This window comes from Ligilactobacillus sp. LYQ135 (genome assembly GCF_053711055.1).
In genome coordinates this window covers 93468-118052 of sequence record NZ_JBSJYT010000005.1, presented here as the reverse complement: position 1 = coordinate 118052, position 24585 = coordinate 93468, and the positions used below count along the sequence as shown (strand labels likewise).

Sequence of the window (24585 nt, the reverse complement as noted above, 5' to 3'; positions counted from 1 at the left end):
TTAAAAAGTTTTGTGACTCATTTACTAGCGAATTGACTTCGCAAATATGTTTGCATTTCATTTTCATGAATTGCCCTGCACATTTGTTTATCGAAACGTTATTCAGTTTTCAAAGATCTATAAAACGCTTTTTTATTTTATCAAATATCCTATCCAAAGTCAACAACTTTTTTTGAAGATATTTAATATTTATTATCACGTTATCAGTAAGTAATTTATCTCACTGACAACATTTAATATATTACCAACTATCCTAATTATCGTCAATACTTTTTTTCAAAAAAATTTATTTTATTTTAAATTTGCGAAAAAATCATCTCTACATTATTCATTTCCACAAAAAAAGTCAGGCATAAAGCCTGACTTAGAAGCATTTTTAATGTGCTGTTAGATAGTATTTATATAATTCTTTATTTGAAACACCTTTTAGTTCTGGAGCATTGGTTGAAAAATCATTTACGGTCGTTTTGCCATCATTTTTAGCTAAAACGCTCGTTGGATATTTCTTTTGCTCTTCTTTTAACTTCTTCATAGTAGCATTATAGTTATAGTTGTAATCCGCTTTATTAACTTCCTTAAATCCTTTTGGATGATAGAATCTCAATAAATCTCCGGTAATAATTTCATCTGAAAAATTAAGTTGTTTATCAACATAATTTTGTTGTGAATCTACCCATTTCTTTTGTTGGTCAGTCAATTTATTAGTTACAACTTGTCCTTTGTTGTTATATACTTTATTTCCAATCTTTGAGAATGTTGGAGAAACAAAGTTACCATCCCTAAATGCAACTGTTTGACTATGTTTAGGATTCAATAAATCTTGACCTAACATCAAATATTGACTGTCTTTAATTCCCAATAGATCTAATAAAGTTGGCATTACATCAATTTCACCACCATAAGTATGGTTTACACCACCTTTGATTCCTGGAGCATAAATCATAAATGGTACTTTTTGAAACATTGCTAAATCATAGCTATTAACTGATTTTTTGCCCAATAATTGCGCAATTGCCTTCGGATGATTATTTGAAATTCCATAGTGATCACCATATACAACAATCATTGAATTATCATAAAGTCCAGTTTTCTTCAGATAATTAATAAATTCTCCAAATGATTCATCCAAATAACGCGCTGTTTGAACATATCCGTCGACAGTGTTATCGCCTGTATTTGTCTTAGAAATAGTTTGATTTTTCTTATCTAATTCATATGGATAGTGATTCGTTAAGGTAATTAATTTAGCATAAAATGGTTGTGGCAATTGTTGGATATAGTTAACTGATTGCTTCAAGAAAATTTTATCCTTTAATCCATACCCAATATTATATTTTTCTTTGCTTGTATAGAAGTTTTTGTCAAAGTAGTAATCATATCCCCATGACTTATAGGTATTAATTCGATTCCAAAAACTTCCTACATCACCATGAAATGCTGCAGTCGTATACCCGTGTTGATCTAAAATTGCTGGCATCGCATTAAATGTGTTTGAAGAACCATACTCAGTCATTACTGAACCTGATGGCAATCCAAACAATGAATTTTCAAGCATAGTTTCAGCATCTGAAGTTTTTCCTTGGCCAACTTGGTTAAAGAAGTTATCAAATGCTAAAGTATTTTGATTATGATAAAATGCATTAATATTTGGAGTGACTTCTTGTCCTTTCCACTTATAGTCAATCATAAATTGTTGAAAACTTTCTAAGTGAATAACAAATACATTCTTACCCTTAGCTTTACCAAAATACTCTGCATTTGGTGGCAAATAATTTTCGCGTGAAAATTTTAATGCTTTATCTAAATCACTTTTCTTGGCATTTTTCCGCGTTTGAGTTTGCTGAATATTTTGATATGTATTATATCCAGCATAAAAATTCATACCTAGATATTTAACAATATAGTTATTATCAAATGTTCTTGTTAACAATTGTGGACGATCTTTATCCGCTCCCCATAAGTTAATTCCAAATAAAATTAATCCAGAAAAAACTGAAATTAAACCTTGGCGATAACGCACTGGTCGCTTATCCACTTTTATTACTTTTGTAAGTAATAAAATGGAAAGCACAACTACATCAATGAATACAAAGAAATCAAATGGATGAATAATTTTTGCAATACTCAATCCTAAATTATTGGAAACTGAGCCAGTTGATTTAATCACCGCTAACGTTATAAAATCTGAAAATTCACGATAATATAAAATATTAGCAAATAACCAAATTGACTCGACCCAATCAATTATCATCATAATCCAATATGAAGCTTTTCCTCTAAAAAATAATGCTATTCCAAATAAGATTAAAGCAAACGGAATTGGATTAAAAATTAACAAAATATTTTGAACTGTACCAGAGACACCTAAAGTAAACTCAATTTGATAGGCAATATATGTTTTAAGCCAAAAAAGTACAATTACTAATGTAAAAAATCCTAATTTCTTGTTAAAGAAATTACGAATTTTCGCCAGAGCTGTTCGCAATTTTTTTGCCTCCACTTATTTAATTTAAAATATTAAAAAAGCATGACGCTTGCCATACCTTTTTACAAGATATTATTAATCATCTAACAAATCAAAAATTTCTAATGCAGCTAAGTCAATGTTATCAAATTCAAAGCGTTGTTTAGTTGCAACCTCTTCTAACATAAATGTTCCATTAGCTGGATTATATGTTACTACCCCGCGTTCGTCACCATTTTTTTCAAAGCGACGTGATTGTGGATCATTTCCGCCGGCTTTCATCATTGCATCCAAACGAGAAATGATTGCTACAAGTTGAGAATTATCCATTTTGTTTTCCTCTTTCTTTATAAAAATTCATCCTCTAAAAATAGGAACCATTGCCATTTTAGCAAATTTTGCAGAATAACAATAGACTAAATGAAGAAATTCACAAGTTTTTAACAAAATTTCCACTAACATACCACATTTTTACGGTTGATTTTTTCATACTTATTTTTCCTGCATTATTATAAAAACCATCAAATCACTTTATTAACTTGATGGCTTAACATTTATTATTCTTTTATTCTTTTAACTTTTTGCGGTTTTTGGACTAACGCAATCATTCCTAAAAACATTCCAAAGTAATAAGTTACAATTCGCCATAAAATCATTGCTAAAACTAATTTACTATTTGAATGAATATATAGAGAAAAAATTGCATCAAAACTAAATTCTGCTCCACCTGTGCCCCCAGGAACAGGAAAAAGTGAAATAACCATTACAATTAATACATGCAATGTCGTTACTTCAATTAAGTTTACGTGCTGAACTCCAAGTGATAGGAGAATAAAATAAGGAATAATGTAATATAGCATTAATTGAACTAGAGTAATTAACGCAATTTTTACAATTGATTTTTTATCACGCTTTAACCGTAAACTTTCTTGGTAAAATGTATCAATTTTAACATCAATTTTTTGTTTCCATTTAGGATATAATTCCTTATTTGGAATCCATTTTAATGGTTTTAAAACAATGTTCACCAATTTACGTGTAAATTTATTCCAATACATTACCATTAGCAAACCAACAATAACTGCAAAGTGAATCAAAAAACCAAATGCAATTAACACTGCCATTACATGCATTTTTGCAGCAATCAAATGGAATCCAAAAATCATGCAAATTATAAAGTTTACGACAATCATTGCTTGATACACAATAAATTTCATTAATAAAATTGAAGTTGCTTGCCCTGCATCGACTCCTGTTTGGGCTAAAGCAATAATTTGAGCTGGCTGACCACCTGATGCAAACGGAGTAATTCCATTAAATAATTGCTCTACCATTGGTACCCGTAAAATATCACGCCATCTTAATTTAGAGTATCTCTTTTTTAAAAGGAAGCGCACAATTATAGCCTCGCAAACAAGCGAAAGGAACATTAATCCAAATGCAACTAATAACCATTGCCATTTTAAATTTCTAAGACTCATTAATAGTGTATGTTTGGGAACATCTTTAATTGAGTATCCGAAAATACACACGCCAATTGCAATCATAATTGCAAGCATTATTTTATTTTTCCGTGACATTATTCTTAATCCTTTATTAAACTAGTGTAATAATCTAGCCAAATTTGAGCTAAGCGTTCTTCTGAATAATAGTTTGCTCCCATTTGAGATTTATTTTTTAAATCTGCTAAGGCCTTTTGATCATTACTTAATCTTACAAGTTGTTGATCCATTTCATCGACATTTTTAGCACCTTGATAATATCCTTTAATGATTGCTTTATATAGATCTAAATCACGTAACATTACAGGTAATCCAACGTTAAATGCTTCTAAAACACTCATTGGAAAAAGTTCATTATATGAAGGTAACAAAAATAAATCAGCAGCATTATAATAATCATTCATTTCTGAACGATCTAAAATTCCTGGAAAAATCAAATTTGCTGGGGGATTATCAACGACTTTTTTTAATTCGCTATATCCATCGGTCATTTTTCCAAAAGAAAACCCCCCTGCCCAAATAAATTCAATTTCTGGATGACGTCTTGCTAGTTCAATAAAATCAGGCACTCCTTTTCTTTCTTGAACTTGACCTACACCAATCACCGTAAATTTTTGTTCTTCAATTCCTAATTTCGCTCTTGTTTGTTTTTTCTTCGCTAAATTTTGCGGATAAAATTCCTTTTTAGAAACAAAATTAGGAATATACATAATCTTTTCACTTGGAATTCCATATTTTTCTAATTTTTTACCAAAAACAGGATTCACAACTACAATTTGATCCATTCGCTTATAAAAACTGATCATATACTTATAAAATACTTTTTTTGCAATCCAAGGAAGATTTAAACTTCCCTCAATTGTTTCTGGTAAAAAGTGAACGTATCCAACTTTAACTCCTCTTCCAGGTAAAAATGTTTCTAAATAAAAAAGCGGATCGATCGTATGATAATGACTTATATCCGCTTTTCCTAATTTATTGATCACAATTTTAATTTTATCTGGAAAACGTTCTTGTAATAACCGAATCAATTCTGAATAAGCACTTCCGACACCTTGTCCTTTAACGCTTAAAGCAGAAGAATACATATGAATGTTTAACATTGCGATCTCCTTATACATTTTTTGCACTTACAACTTTATTTTGTGGATCATATTGAGCAATACATTTTTGATAAAATTCAACTACTCGTTTACCAAATCGTTCAGCAGAAGTCGCTTTAAGCTTTTCTGCTAAAACTTGCGGATCATGGTATTGTTTAGGATTTTTCAAATATTCAACTACATCATCAACAAATTCATCTAAAGTTGAAAAGGTCTTTCCAAGACAAGCATGATCCAATAATTCATCCGTATATGGACTATGTGTAGTTACCACTTTAAGTCCTGATGCTAATGCCTCATTATAAGTAAGACCTTGTGATTCAGAAACGGAAGTTGATACAAATAAATCAGCCATATGATAATAATGTGCAACTTGATCATTATCAATTTCACCTGTAAAAATAACACTACTTGTTAAATGTAGCTTTTTCACCTGTGCTTCTAAGTCTTCTCTTGCTGGACCGTCACCACAAATCATCAACTGAGCAGTTGGGATTTTTTCTTTTATTTTTACAAATGCATCAATTAGTTGGTCAATATCTTTTTCATAAGCTAGTCTGCTTAATGTTAATAATAACGGCGTATTTGCAGATAATCCATAACGTTTACGATAGTTAGTTTGATCTTCTTTTTGAAATTTAACTAAATCAACGCCTGTGGGAATTACAGTAATCGGTTCTTTGACTCCATACCCTTTTAATGTATTTAACACCCGTTCACTTGGAGCAATAATTCCGCTCATATTTTGTAAATAGGTTCGCGAAATTTGCTTTACATGCACAGGTTTTAATAATTTACCATTAGCAACATAGTGTAAATAGTCTTCATACATCGTGTGGTATGTATGCACACATGGAATCTTCATTTTTTTAGCCACATACTTTCCCATGACTCCAAGAGAAAATTCTGTTTGAGTATGCACAATATCAAGTTGAAGTGCTTCGGCAATATGTAAAGCACGATGAGCGCCTCGAATTGCAATTCGCCGATCTGTAAATGATACAAACGGAATACTTGTAAAACGAAAAACATTACGTTCAAAAACATTTTTATCTACTCCTGGATCAGTTGTAGTAAAAATATAAACATTATGTCCTTGTCGCTCTAACTGATTACGTAAAGTCTTAATTGAGGTTGCTACGCCGCTTACTTGTGGATAATAAGTATCCGTAAAAATTCCAATATTCACGAGCATCCCTCGCATTTCGATTAGTCAGTGTTTATTATATTATTTTCAAAATTGATTTTCAATGAATGTTTAATGTTTTTTTAAACAAAAAAGACCATGACCAATGTCATAGCCCTTTATTACAATAATTAAGTCAATATAGTGCTTTTTATTAAGAAATTCTTACTTAGTATATTCTTCAACTAATTTTTGAACTTCAGCCTCTGTTTCGCAATCTAACGCTTTATCAGCTAGTTCTTTCATCTTATCAGTTGATAAGTTCTTAATGAAGCTTCTTGTCTTCAAAATTGAAGTTGCACTCATTGAGTATTCATCCAAACCTAATCCTAAAAGAACTGGAACTGCAGTTGGGTCGCCAGCCATTTCACCGCACATACCTGTCCATTTACCTTCTTTATGAGAAGCATCAATAATGTTTTTAATTAAACGCAAAATTGATGGATTAGTTGGTTGGTAAAGATATGATACGCGTTCATTTCCACGATCAGCAGCCATTGAATATTGGATTAAGTCATTTGTTCCAATACTGAAGAAATCAGCGTATTTAGCTAACTTATCGGCTAACATTGCAGCTGCAGGAATTTCCATCATCATGCCAACTTCAATATCATCTGCAACTGGAATATTTTCCTTAATTAACTTCGCCTTTTCTTCTTCATAAATTGCCTTTGCATCTTTAAATTCTTGAACAGTTGCAATCATTGGGAACATAATTGCTAATTTACCATAATGAGATGCACGTAATAAGGCACGTAATTGTGTCCGGAAGATTTCTTGACGATCTAAGCAAATCCGAATTGCCCGGTATCCTAAGAATGGATTTTCTTCATCTGGTAATGGTAAGTAAGGCAAATCCTTATCTCCACCAATATCCATTGTCCGAACAACTACTTGCTTGCCATTCATACCTTCTAATGCTTCTTTATAAGCTTTAAATTGATCTTCTTCAGAAGGTAATTCTGAAGCATCCATGTATAAGAATTCTGAACGGAATAATCCCACTGCTTCGGCACCGTTATCATTTGCACCAGCAACATCTTTTGGAGTACCAATGTTAGCGGCTAAAATAACTTCTTTACCATCAGCAGTTACTGATTTTTCATTCTTTAAACGTTCCCATTCAGCTTTTTGTTCAGCAAATTCTTGTGCTTTCTTAGCATATTCATCTTTTTGTGCATCAGTTGGATCAACAATGGCTTTACCGTTAATACCATCAATAATAACTGTGTCACCTTCATGAATATCAGTTGTAGCAGAACCAGAACCAACGACTGCAGGGATTTCTAATGTCCGTGACATAATGGCCGAGTGTGATGTGCGTCCACCAATATCAGTAATAAATCCTTTCACATAGTTACGATCTAATTGAGCTGTATCAGATGGTGTTAAGTCATGTGCAACAATTACAACTTCTTTATTGATTAAAGCTGGACTTGGCAAAGTTACTCCAAGTAAATGACTCATTACACGCTTTGTAACGTCGCGAATATCACCAGCACGTTCTTGCATGTAAGCATTGTCTTCCATAGCTTCAAACATTGAAATGAATGTGTCAGTTACACTCTTTAAGGCTGTTTCAGCATTAACTTTATCATCTTTAATCTTTGATTCAATTTGGCCAATCATTTCAGGATCAGCTAAAATTGTTAAGTGAGCTTCAAAAACTTCGGCTTCTTCTGCACCTAAGTTTTGCTTTGCTTTTTCTTTAATCGTTTCTAATTCCTCTTTTGAAGCTTCAATTGCTTTGTGTAAACGATCAATTTCTGCTGCAGGATCATCAATTGTTTTTTCACTAAATGATAAATCCGGTTCCACAAGCATGTATGCTTCAGCAGTTGCAATTCCATCACTTGCAGCAATTCCGTTTAATGTTTTTGACATTATTCAGCCAAGCCTTCCTTTTTCATTGTTTCATCAATTGCAGCGATTGCATCTTTTTCATCTGCACCATCTGCACTGATTGTAACGTCAGCATTTTGGCCTACACCTAATGACATAACACCCATGATTGATTTCAAGTTAACTGATTTGTCATTGTATGTTAATGTGATGTCTGAGCTAAATTTACTTGCTGTTTGAACCAACAATGTAGCTGGACGTGCGTGAATTCCTGTTTCTGCAATTACGTGAAAATCTTTCTTTTCCATGATATATCATGCTCCTTTAAAATAAATTAATTAAATTTCTAAATATAACATTTGAAAGCCTTTTTATTTTTACGAACACGTTTTCATAAAAGTAAAACAAAAAAAGACGTTCCGCATGGATAAATATTAACATGTTACAAATTAAATAGCAAGCGCTTTTTTTTATAAATTGGAATTGCTTCCATCATCGAAATGATAGACAACTCCGCCATTGCGTTTCGCTTCACCAACAATGCTTTTCTTATATTGATAATTCATTAATACCTTTTGAAATTCCATAAAGTGATCCATATCAACATCATATTCTTTTATTTCACCAGTTCTTAACTCATCAAGAATTTTTTGATAATCAGTCGCCATTGCAAATGCTCCTTTAAACTTATATTTTTCTAGATTATAACACGATTTAAAAGTTATAACTTGCACTTTCAGGTAAAATTTGTATAATATAATAGCAAAGGTCAAAGTTGGTCAAATGTTTTTTGACTATTGATCAGTTATTATATGAAAGGACGTGAGTCTATGCTATGTCAATATTGTCATAAAAATCCAGCAACAATCCATTTAACCACTAGCATTAATGGACGACAAGCATCAATTGATCTTTGTCAAAATTGTTATCATCAATTAAAAGATCAAGTTGCTAATAACGGAATGAATGATCCATTTGGCTTTGGCAATTTAGGAGACTTTTTTGGTGCAATGGCTGGAAATGGCAACGCTCAACGCCAACAAGTTCCTCCTACTCAAGGAGGCCGCATGGGTACAGGAAATGGAAATAATTCTATTCTTGACCAATATGGAATTGATTTAACTCAAGAAGCTCGTAAAGGACGAATCGATCCTGTAATTGGCCGTGATAAAGAAATCAATCGTGTAATTGAAGTTTTAAATCGAAGAACTAAAAATAATCCTGTTTTAATTGGTGAAGCCGGTGTAGGTAAAACGGCTGTTGTTGAAGGATTAGCTCAAAAAATTGTTGATGGCGATGTTCCGCAAAAACTTTTAAATAAAAAAGTTATTCGCTTAGATGTTGTTTCATTAGTTCAAGGTACCGGAGTTCGTGGTCAATTTGAACAACGCATGCAACAATTAATGAATGAATTGAAAAAAGCTGACAATATCATTTTATTCATTGATGAAATTCATGAAATTGTTGGTGCTGGTAATGCTGAAGGTGGAATGGATGCAGGAAATGTATTAAAACCTGCCCTTGCACGCGGAGAACTTCAATTAGTTGGTGCAACTACCTTAAATGAATATCGTTCAATTGAAAAAGATGCAGCATTAGCTCGACGTTTACAGCCTGTTCAAGTTAATGAACCAAGTATCCAAGAAGCATTGAAAATTCTTAAAGGAATTGAATCAAAATATGAAAGCTATCACCATGTGAAATATACTGATGAAGCTTTAAAAGCTGCGGTAACTTTATCTGATCGTTACATTCAAGATCGATACTTACCAGATAAGGCGATCGACTTGCTTGATGAAGCCGGTTCACGGAAAAACCTAACTTTAGAATCAGTTGATCCCGAAGTCTTAGATGAAAAAATTAAAAACGCTGAAGAACAAAAACAATCTGCGTTAAAAGAAGAAGATTATGAAAAAGCTGCATATTACCGTGACCAAGTAAATCGTTTTGAAAAAATGAAAGAAGATGCAGTTGAAGATACCACTGTTCCAACGGTTACTGAAAAAGATATGGAAAAAATCGTTGAAGAAAAAACTGGTATTCCTGTAGGTGAATTAAAGACTAAAGAAAAAGAACAACTTAAAAACCTAGCTGAATCACTTGAACAACACGTAATTGGTCAAAACGAAGCAGTTGATAAGGTGGCACGTGCAATTCGGCGTAACCGCATTGGATTTAATAAATCTGGACGTCCAATTGGATCATTTCTTTTCGTTGGTCCAACTGGAGTAGGTAAAACTGAAACTGCTAAACAATTAGCACGTGAACTTTTTGGAACTGAAGATGCAATGATTCGCTTTGATATGAGTGAATATATGGAAAAACACTCTGTTTCAAAATTAATTGGTTCTCCTCCAGGTTATGTAGGCTATGAAGAAGCTGGCCAATTAACTGAACAAGTTCGCCGTCATCCATATAGTTTAATATTATTAGATGAAGTTGAAAAAGCTCATCCCGATGTAATGCATATGTTCTTGCAAATTCTAGATGACGGTCGCTTAACTGATTCTCAAGGTCGAACTGTTTCATTTAAAGACACAATCATCATTATGACTTCAAATGCTGGTAGCGGCGATTCAGTTGTTAATGTTGGTTTTGGTGCTGACAGTGAGGGTCAATCAAATTTAGTCATCAATAAATTAACTAACTACTTTAAACCTGAATTCTTAAATCGTTTTGATGATATCGTTGAATTTAACCCACTATCCAAGAATGATTTAATGAAGATCGTTAACTTGATGCTTGAAGATGTCAACAACATGCTTTTACAACAAGGACTAACAATTCATGTGACTGGACCAGTTGAAAATAAATTAGTTGAACTTGGTTATGATCCTAAGATGGGAGCCCGTCCATTAAGACGAGTAATTCAAGAAGAAATTGAAGATAAAGTTGCTGACTATTATCTTGACCACCCTACTGTTAAGCATTTAACAGCTAAACTTGAAAATGATGAAATTAAAATTGGCAAAGAAGAAAAGAAGACTACTGATTAAAATTAGAAAAAGACTGTAACATAAGTTGCAGTCTTTTTTTACTATGTTTATTTAGATATTTTTACGTATAATCTTTGTTTTTTCTAAAGTTTTATTAGATTTTATAGCGGTTACACTATATGTTGTTCTATATTTAATGTATAATATAAATGAAGATAAAAGTAAGGAGGACATTATTTATGCAACTTATCGATGTCACAAATAGTTATGCCCGTATTATTAGCCAAGAGTTGCTTTCATCCTCGGCACATTTCATTAAGGTGTATACCCTCGGCAATTCAAAGGTCGTTTATAAAAAGAAACAAAAAACTGCTGAGATTGTCATTTCTAATAATGTACGTCCTGTAACAGATAAAGAAATTGAATTTGTTTCTGATCAATTATTAGGTGATAAAGCTGCTGATGCTACTGTGACTGATCAGAAAAAAGTGGTTGAAATCAGTTTACATCATTAATCGCTAAAAATCACAATCAAAAATCATGGCTTTAAGTCATGATTTTTTAAATTAGCTGTTAAAAAAAGACAATAATTAATGTATAATTAAAAGAGATAACCATTTATTTAGGAGGTGAAAAAATGGCATTTAAGTTTATGAAAAAAGTTCAGCAAACATTCAATGGTCGCCGTGCTAATCGCAAAAAAATGCATAAGCGTTTACCAGAGCGAACTAATGAATTAAATGAAAATAATTCTGCAGTAAAAACTGAACCTACTACAGCATCAACTGCTGTTGAATCATCTCTTAAAACTATTGATAAATCAACAGACAATAAAACAATTTCAACATCTACTTTCGATGATGCTGAAATTAAAAAAGAAAACCGACCTGATGATTCCGTAAACCAAGATGACATTTCTGCTAAAGAAAATCTTCTTGAAAATGCTAAGGAAAATCATCCTTCAGTTAAGCAAGAATTAAAAAAAGTTTCAACTCATCAAGATTCAACGATCATTGTTATTTATCAAGATGAAAACCATAAAAGTTTAAGTTCACCCCAAATTATTTCAGGTAAACGTGGTGAAACAATCAATTTTAATTTTAAAGAATTTAATCACTATGATTTAATCAATATTGCCGGATTTACATCTGTTTTTGTAGAACCATATGGCTCCATTACATTAACATACCGACGGCAAAGCGGTGCTAATATTTGGCTTTTCAGTCAAGATATTGACGATATGCATATGCTTGGAAAACCACGCTTTGTAACTGGAAAAGTTGATGAAAAGTATGCATTAACTCCCCCTGATTTTATTGGATATAATCTTTTACGTGCAGAAGGTCCAGTTAAAGGAAGTTTTAATGAAAAACAACAAGTTGTTACATATTATTATCGTGATGCAACTTGGAAAGAAGTTGACTTTAACGTTAAGTATTTAAAAATGAAAGTTTCTCAGCCCGGCTTTGATGCTCCAAGAGGAAATGATACTTATATTACTTTAGCTAAGGGAACGGTTTGGCAAGTATTTGAATCCGTCCACTTAACTAATGGCGAGCGTTGGCATTGTTTAGGAGGAAACTTATGGATCAAAGAAGACTATGATTTAGTTCAATTTGTTGATTCTCTTCCTCAATATGCAATCAGTGATACAGAAGGATATCAATTCTCAATTGATTTAAACGTGCCTGCAATCGTTGATTTTGTTCCTGGAAAGAAATTAACACTTTACAGTCGACCTTTTGGAGATCCTATTGACTCCATTGAAGATGGTTCCATTGTAACAATTACAGAACGTCAAGGTGGCCGTGAAATGCAATGGTTTAAGGTTGATGATCGCGGGTGGACAATTCGTCAATATCTTGATTTAGATATCGAACATAAAGTCGCTCAAGAACATGGTAGATTAAAATAATATAAATAAAAGACGATGACTTAAGTCATCGTCTTTTATTTATATTATAGTTTAGCCGTTAATTTAACATCTGGATATTTATCTGCAAACCACCGTTCAGCAAATTCATTTTCAAATAAGAAAAGTGGCTGATCTTGACTATCTTTAACTAAAATATTCCGTGAACTTGACATTTTTTCATCTAATTGTTCTGGATCAATCCAGCGAGCAATCTTATGTCCCATTGGTGTCATTACAACTTCTGAATTATATTCATTTTGCATTCTAAATTGAAAAACTTCAAATTGAAGTTGTCCAACTGCACCTAAAATATAATCCCCTGTACTATATGCACGGTAAAGTTGCACAGCACCTTCTTGAACTAATTGTTGAATTCCCTTGTGATATGATTTTTGCTTCATCACATTTTTAGGAGAAACCCGGACAAAAAGTTCTGGAGTAAATTGTGGTAATTTTTCAAACTTGATATTTTTTTTACCAGTATAAATCGTATCGCCAATTTGAAAACTACCTGTATCATATAGCCCAATAATATCACCAGCAACTGCGTTTTCAACGGTTTCGCGATTATCTGCCATAAATTGAGTTGAGTTTGAAAGACGAATTTTTTTGCCAGTTCTTTCTAAGTGAACGTCCATTCCCCGATCAAATTCGCCTGAACAAATTCTGACAAAAGCAATGCGATCACGGTGATTAGGATTCATATTTGCTTGAATCTTAAAAATAAATCCGCTGAAATTCTTTTGAATTGGCTCCACTTCCCCACCATTTGCAGTCTTATGTGCAGATGGAGCTGGAGCAAATTGTAAGTAAGCATCTAAAAATGTTTTTACTCCAAAATTAGTTAATGCTGAGCCAAAAAATACTGGTGTTAAGTCTCCAGTTGCAATTTTAGCTTCATCAAATTCGTTTCCAGCATTCTTGACTAAATCAACTTCTTCTAATGCTTGTTGGAAAATACTTTCTTCTTGTAATGGATTACTTTCAGCTAAATTACCTCCTTCATCTAATGCCAGGAATTTTTCGCCCTTATCTTCACGTTGGTAAAGTTCAATTCGATTGTTGTAAATGTCATATAATCCCTTCAAACCTTTACCCATTCCAATTGGCCAATTCATTGGATATGCTTCAATTCCAAGAGTTTCTTCTAATTCAGCAATTAAATCTAATGGTTCACGACCATCACGATCCAATTTATTCATAAATGTAAAAATTGGAATCCCTCGCATTTTACAAATTTGGAATAACTTTTTAGTCTGTGGCTCAATCCCTTTAGCAGAATCAATTACCATAACCGCAGAATCAACCGCCATCAAAGTTCGATACGTATCTTCTGAAAAGTCTTCGTGTCCAGGAGTATCTAAAATATTTATTCGCTTACCACTATAGTCAAATTGCATTACAGAACTTGTTACTGAAATTCCACGTTTTTTTTCAATTTCCATCCAGTCTGATTTTGCAAAATTACCTGTTTTCTTTCCCTTAACGGTTCCGGCTTGACGAACGACTCCTCCAAAAAGTAAGAGTTGTTCTGTAATCGTCGTTTTCCCTGCGTCAGGGTGAGAAATAATCGCAAATGTGCGGCGTTTATTAATTTCTTCTTTTAATTGACCTTCATCCATCATTTTTATTCTTTCACCTCAATGTTACTTTGGTACTGTCAATGTTTCACCTTGTTTTACATCTGTTGATGAACCTAAATTATTAAGTTCTTGAATCTTTTTGACAGTTGTTTGATATTTTTCCGCAATTGTTCCTATTGTTTCACCATTTTGAACAGTAATTGTTTGGGTTGCTTCTGAACTTGATTTAGCCGCACTACTTTCGGATGCTAAACTACTACTTTTACCTTGGTTAACTGAACTAGTACTTGATTTGGCAGAACTTGATAATAATGAAATTGAATCAGCATCTGCTTTACTTGATTGCTTTTTACTTGGACGGTTTTGGGCTAATAAGTATCCACCGCCTAAAATTAAAGCAACTAATAAAATAATCAAGAAAATGATTTTAGGAATATGCTTCTTTTTCTTCTTTTTCTTTTCATTTTCTTTTTGAAGTTGATCTTGATATATTGGATCAGCTCCCTTTTCGCTAAAGAAGGCTTTGCGCATTCTTGGTTCATCTTTACGCGTATACCCATTCCGGAATTGTTCAATTTTAAATTCTTCGTAGATACTACTAATATTGAAGTCCATTTGTTCTTGTTGTTTTTTAGCAATAAAATCATTTTTCTCTGGACGTGATAATGCGTTATACCAATCAAGTGAATAGTTATATTGTTGAACTACAGATTGAGTTGGCCCAAAGTCTTGGACTTCTCCATATTGAAGCCATAATGCACGTTCGCAAAAGCCTTCAACTACAATACTTTTAGAATCTGAAATAATAAATGAAATTCCTTTATCCTTTAATTCTTGGACTTTATTAGCCACCTTCAAATAAAATGGTTGGTCTAAAATGCCAAAAACATTGTCTAATAATACTAAATCAGGTTCTAAATAAACAGCTAAAGCAATTGATAAACGGGCATATTGTGCAGTTGAGTAATACTTTACAGGGACGTAAATCCACTCACCTAATTCTGTGAAATTTAAAATTGCGTTAGTAATATGGTCACCTTTAAAATCATCAATTTCTGACTTTAAAATTGCTTTACGAATATTTTCTAACCCAGTTAAATTCTCATCTAGTGAATCTTTCGTTCCGGCATAAGTAATTTTTGAACGAGTAGTAATAAATCCCGTTGTTTGTTCATCTAAACCAGCAATAATATGCATTAATTCAGATTTTCCAGCACTATTCGCTCCCACGATTCCAATCGCTTCACCATCATTAATATCTAACGTTACACCACGTAAAATCCAAAGCTTTTGTTCTTCATTTTTTTTATTTTTCTTTTTATTTGTTTTCTTACTGTTCTCTAATGGAACTTCTTTTGTAATGTATTTAATTTCTAATTTACCCATCTCGTCACCAAATTTCCGATATTATCCTAGAATAATACTACAAAATTATTTTTGATTAAGCAACAATCTATCTTAAAATTCTCGCATCTAAAGCCTTTTATAAATAAAAAAGTTGCAACCAATTGCAACTTTCTAATTATTATTAATAACTATCTTTTAGTTTTCATAACCGTAATCTTCAATTTCAGATTTACCTGGACGATTCATCAATGTTTCAATTTCATTAGGAATATTGGCGTCATTGTAAAGGACATTATACATTGCATTACAAATTGGTAAATTCAAGCTCAATTGTTGGGCTAATTCATATGCAGCCTTGCAAGTATTAATTCCTTCAATTACCATTCCCATATTTTTGATAATATCGTCTAATCTCTTACCCTGACCTAGTTGATCACCACAACGCCAGTTACGTGAATGAACACTTGTACATGTTACGATCAAATCACCTACACCACTTAATCCCATAAATGTAAGTGGATCAGCCCCCATTGCTACACCTAAACGACTAATTTCAGCTAAACCACGTGTCATTAAAGCGGCCTTAGCGTCATCACCATATTTTAATCCATGTAAAATTCCTGCACCAATTGCAATGATATTTTTAAAAGCTGCACCGACTTCAACGCCAACTACATCAGTATTAGTATAGATTCTTAAATAATTATTCATAAAAATCTTTTGAACTGCATGTGCATTATCAATATCTTCACTTGCAGCTGTAATTAAGGTAATGTCTTCATTAGCAACTTCTTCAGCATGACTTGGACCTGAGAAAACGACCATTCCTGAACGATATTGAGCTGGAATTTCTTCAGTAATGACTTGAGATAAACGTTTATGAGTACCTAACTCTAATCCCTTACTTGCATGGATTAAAATTGGCCGAATATTAAGTTCTTCCAAAACTGTCCGCAATTGTTGAGCAACTAACCGAATAACTTTAGTTGGAACTGCAAAAAGTACAAAGTCTGCACCTTCAACTGCTTCCTTTAAATCTAAAGTCGTATATAATTCTTCTGGATAGGTATAATCTTCAATATAATGTTCATTTGTATGGTTTTCATTCAACTCTTTTACTTGTGCTTCCGAGTTTGTCCATAACACAACTTTGTTTCCATTTTGAACAAGTACACTTGCTAAAATACTGCCCCATGAACCGGCACCTAAAACAGCGATTTTCTTTGTCATGTCATTTCATCCTATCTTTTTTTCGATTTAATCTACAATTAAAACTATCACAAATTTGTGCTTTCATCAATGATTAAGTCAATTATTATATTTTTATTTTGATTCCTGACTTACTTTTTCATTTTCATCCTTTAATTTTAAAACATTGTACATAAATTTAATAACTACCTTGGAAACCGCATATAATGGCACACCTAAAATCATTCCAAGTAAGCCAGCAATGTTTCCTGCAACTAATAAAATTACAATAATTGTTAATGGATGCAAATGAAGGGACTTTCCAATTACATTTGGATAAACTAAATTTCCATCAAGTTGTTGAACTACTACACAAACAACAATGACCCAAAAAACAGTTGGTAATGATTTAGAAAAAGCTAAAAATAATGCGGGACATAATCCAATGTATGGTCCTAAATATGGAATAATGTTGGTCAAACCAGCAAAAAGACCAACTAATAACGCATAAGGAATTCCAGTTAAACTATACCCAATTGCTGAAAAAGTACCTACAAAAAGGCATTCAATCATTTGCCCTGAAATATAACGTGATAATGTTTTACTCATTTCATGCATTAATTGAGCCACTTTACTTTGTTTACTTTTAGGAAAAACTTTAATCATCGAAGGAACGAACTTGGCTCCATCTTTTAGCATGTAAAACAAAATAAACGGAACAGTGACCGCCGTTACAGTCACATTTGTAATTGTGCCGATAATTGACCCAATACTTGTTGTAAGTGACATTGCAAAATTTTTCAACATAGATGTCAATGAGCCTTCAAATTTATTTAAGTACTCTTGAATGTTGAGTTTTTCAATCCATTCCGCATGGCCATTATTTACAATATGAGTAATAAAGCCTTGCAAATCATTTAAATATCCTGGTAAACCTAATAGTAAGGATTTAATTTGTTGAACTAACCGCGGAATAAAAAATGAAATAACTAACGCTAAAATTGAAATCAAAAGCAAAAAGACAATCGCAATTGCGAGTGGTCGTTTAACTTCAAACTTCCTAATTTTAATTTTAGTCAACAAATTAACAAGGGGATTCAATAAATAAAATAAAAATCCAGCAATCAAAAATGGTCCAAATAGCGTTTGGAAAAATGTAAATACTGGACTAAAAACAAATTGAATCTTTGTAAAAACAAAAATTACACACACAAGTAACAAAAACTCCGCTGACCAATACATCAGTTTACGCTTTCGTTCTTCGTTAAAAAACATAAGTTTCCTCCTGGTAATATCTAATTTATAAAAAAAAGACTGCGTGGATCGGTCGCAGCCTTTCAAGAGTTATAAACCGGTATTTACTGTCGGCGCGACAACTCTAGGTACCTATTATACCAAATTTCAACATACTCTTTTGAAAAAGGACCTTTTCCATTATTAATCCAATCAACTAAAGTTAATACATTATGTTTTAAGATCTTATCAATTTCCTTGGAGTAGTGCCATTTTTTACTGTGTTCCTCATATTCATCAACATCTAGTAATCGCTTTTCGCCATTCGGAAATATCTTTACGTCTAAATCATAGTCAATATATTTTAACGCTTCCCGATCCATAATCGATGGCGAAGCGAGGTTACAGTAATATGAAACACCATTGTCGCGAATCATCGTTACAATGTTAAACCAGTAATGCTTATGAAAATAAATTAATGCTGGTTCTCTAGTAACCCACCGGCGTCCGTCTGCTTCAGTTACTAAAGTATGGTCATTACAGCCAATAATTCCATTATCACTGGTTTTAAGTACCATTGTATCTCGCCATGTTCGATGTAAACTACCGTCGTGTTTATAACTTTTAATGGTAATAAACTCGCCTTCTTTAGGCCCTCGTGAATAATGCATATCGAATATCGAACCTGCTTTCTATAAACACAGGTGTGTATTACACCGACATCACGAATATTATACCAAAAATTAATCAAAATTCCTAAAAATTTTTTTATCATTAATTAACTTTTTATATACAGGAATGTCCATACTATAGTTATTATTAGCATCCCAATTAACTGAATTAGAAGAAAAAATCACTGCGGTTTGTCCATCTTTAGAAATATCACCAACCGTTTCAAAGCCAAATTCAGCTCCGTGAAAATGATACCCTTCATATTTTGTTGAAGCCATTCCCGGAAATTTTCGACTTAAAATATATAGTCCTGATACATATTTTGAATTTGTTTTCCCACTTGAATATAAATCCGCAGTTTGAGTTGGCGTTAATAATTTTGCACTTAAAAACGCGTGCAATGTTTGATATAAATCTCCATTTGACATGTATAAGTTACCTGTCCCTAATTGATTAGTGTAACCACTGGTAGGCTCATAACGCACTTTATATGGATTTTTTTTACTAAATGTATATCCTTGTGCCTTTTGCTTTTTATGTTGTGAAATTTCCTGATAAAAATACGTGTTCTTCAATCCTAGTGGTTTTTTAATTACTTTATTAAAATACTCATAATAACTTAACTTAGATTCTTTTTGAATAATTCCCGCAGCCAATACAAAGTTTACAGGCTGATATTGAAAATTTCCAATATGTGACTTAATAATTTTAGTATGCTTTACAGTGTAATTTACAAACTGTTGATCAGACATGGCATGAAATGGTAATTTTTCATCTAAAATTCCTGATGTCATCGTTAATAAATTACGTAACGTGACATTATTAGCATTTTTTATTTGCGGATAAAATTGACTTAACTTTGTATCCAATGAAAAATGATTAGCAAGTGCCACTTTCATCAACATCATTGCAGTCATTCCTTTTTGAATAGATGCAATTTGAAAAGTAGTTTTTCCAGAATTTTTAATTTTTTGTGCTTTATTAGCATATCCAAATCCTTTTTGGTACACTAAATGACCATTTTTTACTAAAGTTACCGTTCCAATAAAATTTTTCTTTTTAACTAACTGTAAAACTTCTTGTTCGGTATTTGTTCCTTTAATTAAGTTTACATCTTGATCAAAAGATTGTGTCGTTGAATTATTAGCACTAATTTTTCCAAAAGCTACTCCTAAACAAATCCCTAATGTCAAAATCAATGCAATCAATCTGTTTTTTTTATTTTCTCTTAAATTTAACAACTGCCTCACACCTTGCTGTTTGTGGAAACATGTCAATTGATTGAATATATTCAACCTCATAATCTTGAGTTAGTTTTACTAAATCACGTGCTAAAGTTGATGGATTACATGAAACATACACAAATTTTTTAGGCTTAAATTGGTGAATTGTTTTTAAAAGACTTTCATCCAAACCGCTTCGTGGCGGATCTACAACTAATGCATCTGGAACAAATCCTTGTTTAGTCCACTTATCAAACCATTCATCTGCTGTTCCGGTTTCGTAAATCGCATGTTTAATATGAGACATTGCTGCATTTTCGCGAGCATCTTGAATTGCTTCATCAATAATATCCATTCCACGAATTTCTTTAGCATCTTGTCCCACGTATAATCCAATTGTTCCTACCCCACAATATGCATCCACCAAAGTTTCGTCATTTTTCAAATCTAAAGCTTTTTTGACTTCATCATATAATTTAATGGTTTGTTCTGGATTTAATTGGAAGAAAGCACGTGCAGAAAGCTTAAATTCAATGTTTCCAAGTTTTTCATTTAAATATGATTCTCCAGCAAGTTTAATCGTTTCGTCACCCCAAATCAAAGAATTACGCTTAGGATTAATGTTTTGCATTACTGAAACGACTTGAGAAAATTTTTGACGTAATTCAGTAATAATTTGATTCTTTTGTGGAAAATTCAATCGAGTAGTAATAAAAACTACTTGAAGTTGGTTATATGCTTGTGATTGCCGAATAACAATTGTTTTTAAGTCACCTTGATGTTTTTTTTCATCATAAATGGAAACATTCCATTTTTTTAATAGTTTTACGATGTATCGCATTACTTCCATTGTTTCTGGCATTTGAGTACTAAAAGTTGGTAAATCCACCAAGTAATGTGAATTTTCCTTATATAATCCTGCCTTGATGGTACCATCTTTCATTTTCCGAACTTGAAATTGTGCTTTGTTGCGATATTCATATGGATAGTTCATTCCAATTGTTGGTTTAATTATAAAATTGCAATATCCTTTTGGCTTAAACTTTTCAAGTGATTGTTTAATAATATCTTGTTTAAACTTAAGTTGTTCAGCATATGCTAATTGCTCTAATTCAATTCCCCCAACATCATATTTATCTTTGGGTTCAACACGATATGGACTTTTTTCTAGAATTTTAACCATTTTCCCAGATAAATACTTGGGTTTCACCGTTTCAATTTTCACTTTTACGAGTTCATTTGGAAGTGCTTTGGGAACAAATACAATTTTTCGTTGATAGTAACCAATTCCCTCCCCATTAATTCCTAGTTTTTTTATTTTTACACGAATAATTTTTCCTGGATTTATTTTGATTGATTTCTTTTCTTGGTTTTGCATGATAAACTCCTCTCAGCAGCTTCAATTATAGCATTAATCCTAGATGCTCGTTATAATATTATTAAATATCATAAAGGAGCAAAGTTATGGCAAAAATCACTGCAATTCAAGCACAAAAACGTAAAGGACGTTATAACATTTTTATAGATGGCCAATATCGTTTTCCTGTTAGTGAAGAAGTCTTGATTAAATATCAACTTCATAAAGGACAAGAAATTACCAATGAGCAAATTACTAACATTACAAACGCTGAGCAAATCGCTAAAGCATATAATCGAGCACTTGACTTTTTATCATATCAATTAAGAAGTGAAAAAGAAATCATTGATGATCTTCAAAAGCATGAATTTGTCGCTGATGAAATCGAATTGGTTTTAAAAAAATTACGAACTAATCGCCTTATCAATGATTTAGAATATGCTAAAAGCTATGTTCGTACCATGAAAAATACCTCAGATAAAGGTCCGCGCATCATTCGCCAAAAATTACGCCAAAAAGGCATCGGCGAAAATGATATTGACAAAGCTTTGCAAGAATTTTCAGTTGAAGAACAACTTGAAAATTGTTTCAAAATTGCGTCAAAATTAAATAATAAATATCGCCGTGAATCATTTAAAAATAAAGTTCAAAAAATTAAGCAAGGTTTACTTACTAAGGGTTTTTCAAATCCAATCATTGCTCAAGTAATTGACCAGTTAGACATTGCCAAAGACGATGACACTGAATTTAATAAATTGAAAGTAGCTGGCGAAAAGCTTCTTAGACGTTACGATTACCATCCTAACTTAAAACAAAAGCAAAAAATAAAAATGTCTTTATACCGGAAGGGATTCTCTTTAGATGAAATCAACCGTTTTATTGATGAATATTAAAAAAGCCGCGTCTTCATGCGGCTTTTTTGTTCCTATCTTTGTTTTTGTGCTTGTTCCACTTTTTTCTTTATTTTATATCCAAATTTGTGTTCTTTAGGAATCACTTTTCCATAGCGGTGTTCTTCAATAAAGGCATTTAAAATTGCCCCTAGTAGAATAATTATATTTGAAAAATTCATCCAAAATAATAAAACTAAAAAAGTTCCTAAAGTCCCATAACTTAAAACTCGATATGCAAAGTACTTCACATAAATAGTGAATATTCCAGTTAATGCCATCCATCCTAGAGAAGCAATTAATGCTCCCGGCCATACTGAAAGCCAGTGAACCTTTACATTTGGTAATACAATATAAATTAAACACAAAATGATAAAAATGATTATAAATGTCACTGACCACCGATATTTCAGGAAAACTTCCAAATATGTCAGTGGTAATTGAAAAATAGGAGTTAAATATTCCAACACAATTTGACCAAAACTATAAATTACAAATACCGTTACAAGAAGTGCACCAAAACTAATTGTAATTAAGATCGATAAAACTGTAGTTGCAATAAAATCTTGGGAATCGCCTACTCCAAAAATTTGATTCATTGATCTTTTTAAAGCATTAATCCCCCGACTTCCGGCCCATAATGTAAAAAGCATTGAAAATGAAGCAATACTTCCAGAACCATGCATTAAAAATCGTTGTACAATGGGACCAAAAAAAGTATAAATTGGTTCTGGTAATGCCACTTTTAAATATGGCATGATCCGCGCCGCATTAATATGCATCAATGGTAAAATGTTCCCAATAAAAATAATTACTGGAACCACTGTTAATAATACATAATAAGTTACAATAATTGCTGTATTAAAAATATCGCCCTGGATCACCTTACTTAAAACTTCCTTGATAAAAGTTTTAAATTTACATCCTAGCTTTCTCATAAAAATAATTCCTTCAACAATATTCACGTACTTTTTCGTACACATATATATTTAACCACTAAATTAACCAATATTTTTTTAAATTATAGTTACAATTATTCAAATTTATGTAAAAAATTAACTTTAAACGCAACGAAGAGGCTGTGACAGTCGTCATGGCCTCTTCGTTTAGTCATAATGAAATTATTTAAATTGATTATTTAAGTGTTTTGGCTAATTCTTTAATATATTCTTTCAAATCAGCACTTACTTCTGGGTGTTTCAATCCAAATTGAATTGAAGTCTTCAAGTAACCGAATTTGTAACCAACGTCAAAGCGTTCACCTTTAAATTCATGCGCAAAAACGCGTTGAATTTGATTCAAACGATCAATTGCATCTGTTAATTGAATTTCGTTACCTGCACCTGGTTTTTGAGTTTCTAGCATATCAAAAATTTCAGGTGTTAATAAGTAACGTCCAATAATTGCTAAATCAGAAGGTGCTTTGTCAACATCTGGTTTTTCAACAAACTTGTTAACATCAAACAAACCTGGTTTTGTTTCTGTAACTGGATCGATGACACCATACTTATTAACTTCTTCATGAGGAACATTCATTACTGCTAATGTTGAAGCATGAGTTTCTTCATAACGATCAATTAATTGTTTTGTCAATGGAACTTTGTCTTCCATAATATCATCGCCAAGCATGACAACAAATGGTTCATTGCCAACGAAGTCTTTAGCCATCAAGACCGCATCACCTAAACCACGTGGATGTGATTGGCGAATGAAGTATAAGTTGATGTCTGTAGTTTGTTGAACTAATTTCAATAAACCTGTCTTACCTTTAGCAGTAAGATTTTGTTCAAGTTCTGGAACAGAGTCAAAGTGGTCTTCAATTGGCCGTTTACCCTTTCCTGTAACAACTAAAATATCTTCGATTCCAGATTTTCGAGCTTCTTCAACAATGTATTGAATTGTTGGTTTGTCGATAATTGGAAACATTTCCTTAGCTAAAGCTTTTGTAGCTGGTAAGAAACGTGTTCCTAAACCAGCTGCAGGAATAACAGCTTTTCTAACTTTCATTGTTATACCCCTTATCTACTTAAATTGGTATGTTATTCAAATAAAATAATTAAATATCTAGGTTAATTATACCAGTATATCATTGTATTACAAGTAAATTCTGAATTCTTAGTAAGGATTTACTTATTTAAAACGCT

General features: G+C 32.3%; 21 protein-coding genes. 4 read left to right on the top strand and 17 right to left on the bottom strand.

What is annotated here, in order from left to right:
* Positions 1 to 376: 376 nt before the first annotated feature.
* The 8 genes from ACWCL1_RS05885 to ACWCL1_RS05850 all read right to left on the bottom strand — a co-directional run bounded on the left by ACWCL1_RS05885 (position 377) and on the right by ACWCL1_RS05850 (position 8765).
* On the bottom strand, positions 377 to 2485 hold the full coding sequence (locus tag ACWCL1_RS05885) for an LTA synthase family protein (protein ID WP_454545978.1): 2109 nt from the start codon (positions 2483 to 2485) through the stop codon (positions 377 to 379).
* A gap of 75 nt (positions 2486 to 2560) precedes the next feature.
* A complete protein-coding gene (locus tag ACWCL1_RS05880; RefSeq protein WP_454545977.1) occupies positions 2561 to 2794 on the bottom strand; it encodes a YkuJ family protein in 234 nt (77 codons plus the stop codon).
* 227 nt (positions 2795 to 3021) lie between these two features.
* Positions 3022 to 4044: a lysylphosphatidylglycerol synthase transmembrane domain-containing protein gene (locus ACWCL1_RS05875; protein WP_454545976.1), complete on the bottom strand. Its 1023-nt coding sequence runs from the start codon at positions 4042 to 4044 to the stop codon at positions 3022 to 3024.
* A gap of 5 nt (positions 4045 to 4049) precedes the next feature.
* Complete coding sequence (locus ACWCL1_RS05870) at positions 4050 to 5069, bottom strand: glycosyltransferase family 4 protein (protein ID WP_454545975.1); 1020 nt, start codon at positions 5067 to 5069, stop codon at positions 4050 to 4052.
* Between the two features lie 10 nt (positions 5070 to 5079).
* Positions 5080 to 6258 (bottom strand): glycosyltransferase family 4 protein, encoded by a 1179-nt coding sequence (locus tag ACWCL1_RS05865; protein WP_454545974.1) that lies wholly within the window; start codon positions 6256 to 6258, stop codon positions 5080 to 5082.
* 162 nt (positions 6259 to 6420) lie between these two features.
* Positions 6421 to 8139, bottom strand: a complete 1719-nt coding sequence (ptsP, locus tag ACWCL1_RS05860; protein WP_454545973.1) for a phosphoenolpyruvate--protein phosphotransferase — start codon at positions 8137 to 8139, stop codon at positions 6421 to 6423.
* Entirely contained in the window at positions 8139 to 8405 is a 267-nt protein-coding gene (locus tag ACWCL1_RS05855; RefSeq protein WP_454545972.1) for a phosphocarrier protein HPr, read from the bottom strand. The genes ptsP and ACWCL1_RS05855 overlap by 1 nt, the downstream gene beginning before the upstream one ends.
* A 162-nt stretch (positions 8406 to 8567) precedes the next feature.
* Positions 8568 to 8765 (bottom strand): hypothetical protein, encoded by a 198-nt coding sequence (locus ACWCL1_RS05850; RefSeq protein WP_454545971.1) that lies wholly within the window; start codon positions 8763 to 8765, stop codon positions 8568 to 8570.
* Between the two features lie 162 nt (positions 8766 to 8927).
* On the opposite strand from ACWCL1_RS05850, the gene ACWCL1_RS05845 reads away from it, so the two are divergent.
* From ACWCL1_RS05845 to ACWCL1_RS05835, 3 genes are all read left to right on the top strand, one after another.
* Positions 8928 to 11093 carry an AAA family ATPase gene (locus tag ACWCL1_RS05845; RefSeq protein ID WP_454545970.1) on the top strand — a complete coding sequence of 722 codons (2166 nt, stop codon included), beginning with the start codon at positions 8928 to 8930 and terminating at the stop codon, positions 11091 to 11093.
* Between the two features lie 179 nt (positions 11094 to 11272).
* A complete protein-coding gene (locus ACWCL1_RS05840; RefSeq protein ID WP_454545969.1) occupies positions 11273 to 11548 on the top strand; it encodes a DUF1827 family protein in 276 nt (91 codons plus the stop codon).
* Between the two features lie 122 nt (positions 11549 to 11670).
* Positions 11671 to 12948, top strand: a complete 1278-nt coding sequence (locus tag ACWCL1_RS05835; RefSeq protein WP_454545968.1) for a MucBP domain-containing protein — start codon at positions 11671 to 11673, stop codon at positions 12946 to 12948.
* Positions 12949 to 12992: 44 nt separating this feature from the next.
* Here the strand turns inward: ACWCL1_RS05835 and ACWCL1_RS05830 are convergent, their stop codons facing one another.
* The 7 genes from ACWCL1_RS05830 to rlmD form a co-directional block, all read right to left on the bottom strand.
* A complete protein-coding gene (locus tag ACWCL1_RS05830) occupies positions 12993 to 14570 on the bottom strand; it encodes a peptide chain release factor 3 (RefSeq protein ID WP_454545982.1) in 1578 nt (525 codons plus the stop codon).
* 24 nt (positions 14571 to 14594) lie between these two features.
* Positions 14595 to 15917 carry an ATP-binding cassette domain-containing protein gene (locus tag ACWCL1_RS05825; RefSeq protein ID WP_454545967.1) on the bottom strand — a complete coding sequence of 441 codons (1323 nt, stop codon included), beginning with the start codon at positions 15915 to 15917 and terminating at the stop codon, positions 14595 to 14597.
* A gap of 156 nt (positions 15918 to 16073) precedes the next feature.
* Entirely contained in the window at positions 16074 to 17108 is a 1035-nt protein-coding gene (locus ACWCL1_RS05820; RefSeq protein ID WP_454545966.1) for an NAD(P)H-dependent glycerol-3-phosphate dehydrogenase, read from the bottom strand.
* 93 nt (positions 17109 to 17201) lie between these two features.
* On the bottom strand, positions 17202 to 18341 hold the full coding sequence (locus tag ACWCL1_RS05815; RefSeq protein ID WP_454545965.1) for an AI-2E family transporter: 1140 nt from the start codon (positions 18339 to 18341) through the stop codon (positions 17202 to 17204).
* A gap of 83 nt (positions 18342 to 18424) precedes the next feature.
* On the bottom strand, positions 18425 to 18970 hold the full coding sequence (ntdP, locus tag ACWCL1_RS05810) for a nucleoside tri-diphosphate phosphatase (protein WP_454545964.1): 546 nt from the start codon (positions 18968 to 18970) through the stop codon (positions 18425 to 18427).
* Between the two features lie 72 nt (positions 18971 to 19042).
* Positions 19043 to 20212: a serine hydrolase domain-containing protein gene (locus ACWCL1_RS05805; RefSeq protein ID WP_454545963.1), complete on the bottom strand. Its 1170-nt coding sequence runs from the start codon at positions 20210 to 20212 to the stop codon at positions 19043 to 19045.
* Positions 20190 to 21572 (bottom strand): 23S rRNA (uracil(1939)-C(5))-methyltransferase RlmD, encoded by a 1383-nt coding sequence (rlmD, locus tag ACWCL1_RS05800; protein ID WP_454545962.1) that lies wholly within the window; start codon positions 21570 to 21572, stop codon positions 20190 to 20192. The genes ACWCL1_RS05805 and rlmD overlap by 23 nt, the downstream gene beginning before the upstream one ends.
* A gap of 86 nt (positions 21573 to 21658) precedes the next feature.
* On the opposite strand from rlmD, the gene recX reads away from it, so the two are divergent.
* Positions 21659 to 22444, top strand: a complete 786-nt coding sequence (gene recX / locus ACWCL1_RS05795) for a recombination regulator RecX (RefSeq protein ID WP_454545961.1) — start codon at positions 21659 to 21661, stop codon at positions 22442 to 22444.
* A gap of 32 nt (positions 22445 to 22476) precedes the next feature.
* Here recX and ACWCL1_RS05790 read toward each other — a convergent pair whose 3' ends face one another.
* Both ACWCL1_RS05790 and galU read right to left on the bottom strand, forming a co-directional pair.
* Positions 22477 to 23379, bottom strand: a complete 903-nt coding sequence (locus ACWCL1_RS05790; protein WP_454545960.1) for a YihY/virulence factor BrkB family protein — start codon at positions 23377 to 23379, stop codon at positions 22477 to 22479.
* Positions 23380 to 23575: 196 nt separating this feature from the next.
* A complete protein-coding gene (gene galU / locus ACWCL1_RS05785) occupies positions 23576 to 24448 on the bottom strand; it encodes a UTP--glucose-1-phosphate uridylyltransferase GalU (RefSeq protein WP_454545959.1) in 873 nt (290 codons plus the stop codon).
* Positions 24449 to 24585: the final 137 nt, after the last annotated feature.

Coding starts and splice junctions, on each gene's coding strand:
- ntdP (WP_454545964.1), bottom strand. CDS start 18,970: ATGCATTATTCACGAGGGCCTAAAGAAGGCGAGTTTATTACCATTAAA.
- ACWCL1_RS05790 (WP_454545960.1), bottom strand. CDS start 23,379: ATGAGAAAGCTAGGATGTAAATTTAAAACTTTTATCAAGGAAGTTTTA.
- ACWCL1_RS05830 (WP_454545982.1), bottom strand. CDS start 14,570: ATGGATGAAGGTCAATTAAAAGAAGAAATTAATAAACGCCGCACATTT.
- ACWCL1_RS05815 (WP_454545965.1), bottom strand. CDS start 18,341: ATGTTTTTTAACGAAGAACGAAAGCGTAAACTGATGTATTGGTCAGCG.
- recX (WP_454545961.1), top strand. CDS start 21,659: ATGGCAAAAATCACTGCAATTCAAGCACAAAAACGTAAAGGACGTTAT.
- ACWCL1_RS05875 (WP_454545976.1), bottom strand. CDS start 4,044: ATGTCACGGAAAAATAAAATAATGCTTGCAATTATGATTGCAATTGGC.
- ACWCL1_RS05855 (WP_454545972.1), bottom strand. CDS start 8,405: ATGGAAAAGAAAGATTTTCACGTAATTGCAGAAACAGGAATTCACGCA.
- galU (WP_454545959.1), bottom strand. CDS start 24,448: ATGAAAGTTAGAAAAGCTGTTATTCCTGCAGCTGGTTTAGGAACACGT.
- ACWCL1_RS05835 (WP_454545968.1), top strand. CDS start 11,671: ATGGCATTTAAGTTTATGAAAAAAGTTCAGCAAACATTCAATGGTCGC.
- ACWCL1_RS05850 (WP_454545971.1), bottom strand. CDS start 8,765: ATGGCGACTGATTATCAAAAAATTCTTGATGAGTTAAGAACTGGTGAA.
- rlmD (WP_454545962.1), bottom strand. CDS start 21,572: ATGCAAAACCAAGAAAAGAAATCAATCAAAATAAATCCAGGAAAAATT.
- ACWCL1_RS05880 (WP_454545977.1), bottom strand. CDS start 2,794: ATGGATAATTCTCAACTTGTAGCAATCATTTCTCGTTTGGATGCAATG.
- ACWCL1_RS05825 (WP_454545967.1), bottom strand. CDS start 15,917: ATGGGTAAATTAGAAATTAAATACATTACAAAAGAAGTTCCATTAGAG.
- ACWCL1_RS05870 (WP_454545975.1), bottom strand. CDS start 5,069: ATGTTAAACATTCATATGTATTCTTCTGCTTTAAGCGTTAAAGGACAA.
- ACWCL1_RS05840 (WP_454545969.1), top strand. CDS start 11,273: ATGCAACTTATCGATGTCACAAATAGTTATGCCCGTATTATTAGCCAA.
- ACWCL1_RS05845 (WP_454545970.1), top strand. CDS start 8,928: ATGCTATGTCAATATTGTCATAAAAATCCAGCAACAATCCATTTAACC.
- ptsP (WP_454545973.1), bottom strand. CDS start 8,139: ATGTCAAAAACATTAAACGGAATTGCTGCAAGTGATGGAATTGCAACT.
- ACWCL1_RS05820 (WP_454545966.1), bottom strand. CDS start 17,108: ATGACAAAGAAAATCGCTGTTTTAGGTGCCGGTTCATGGGGCAGTATT.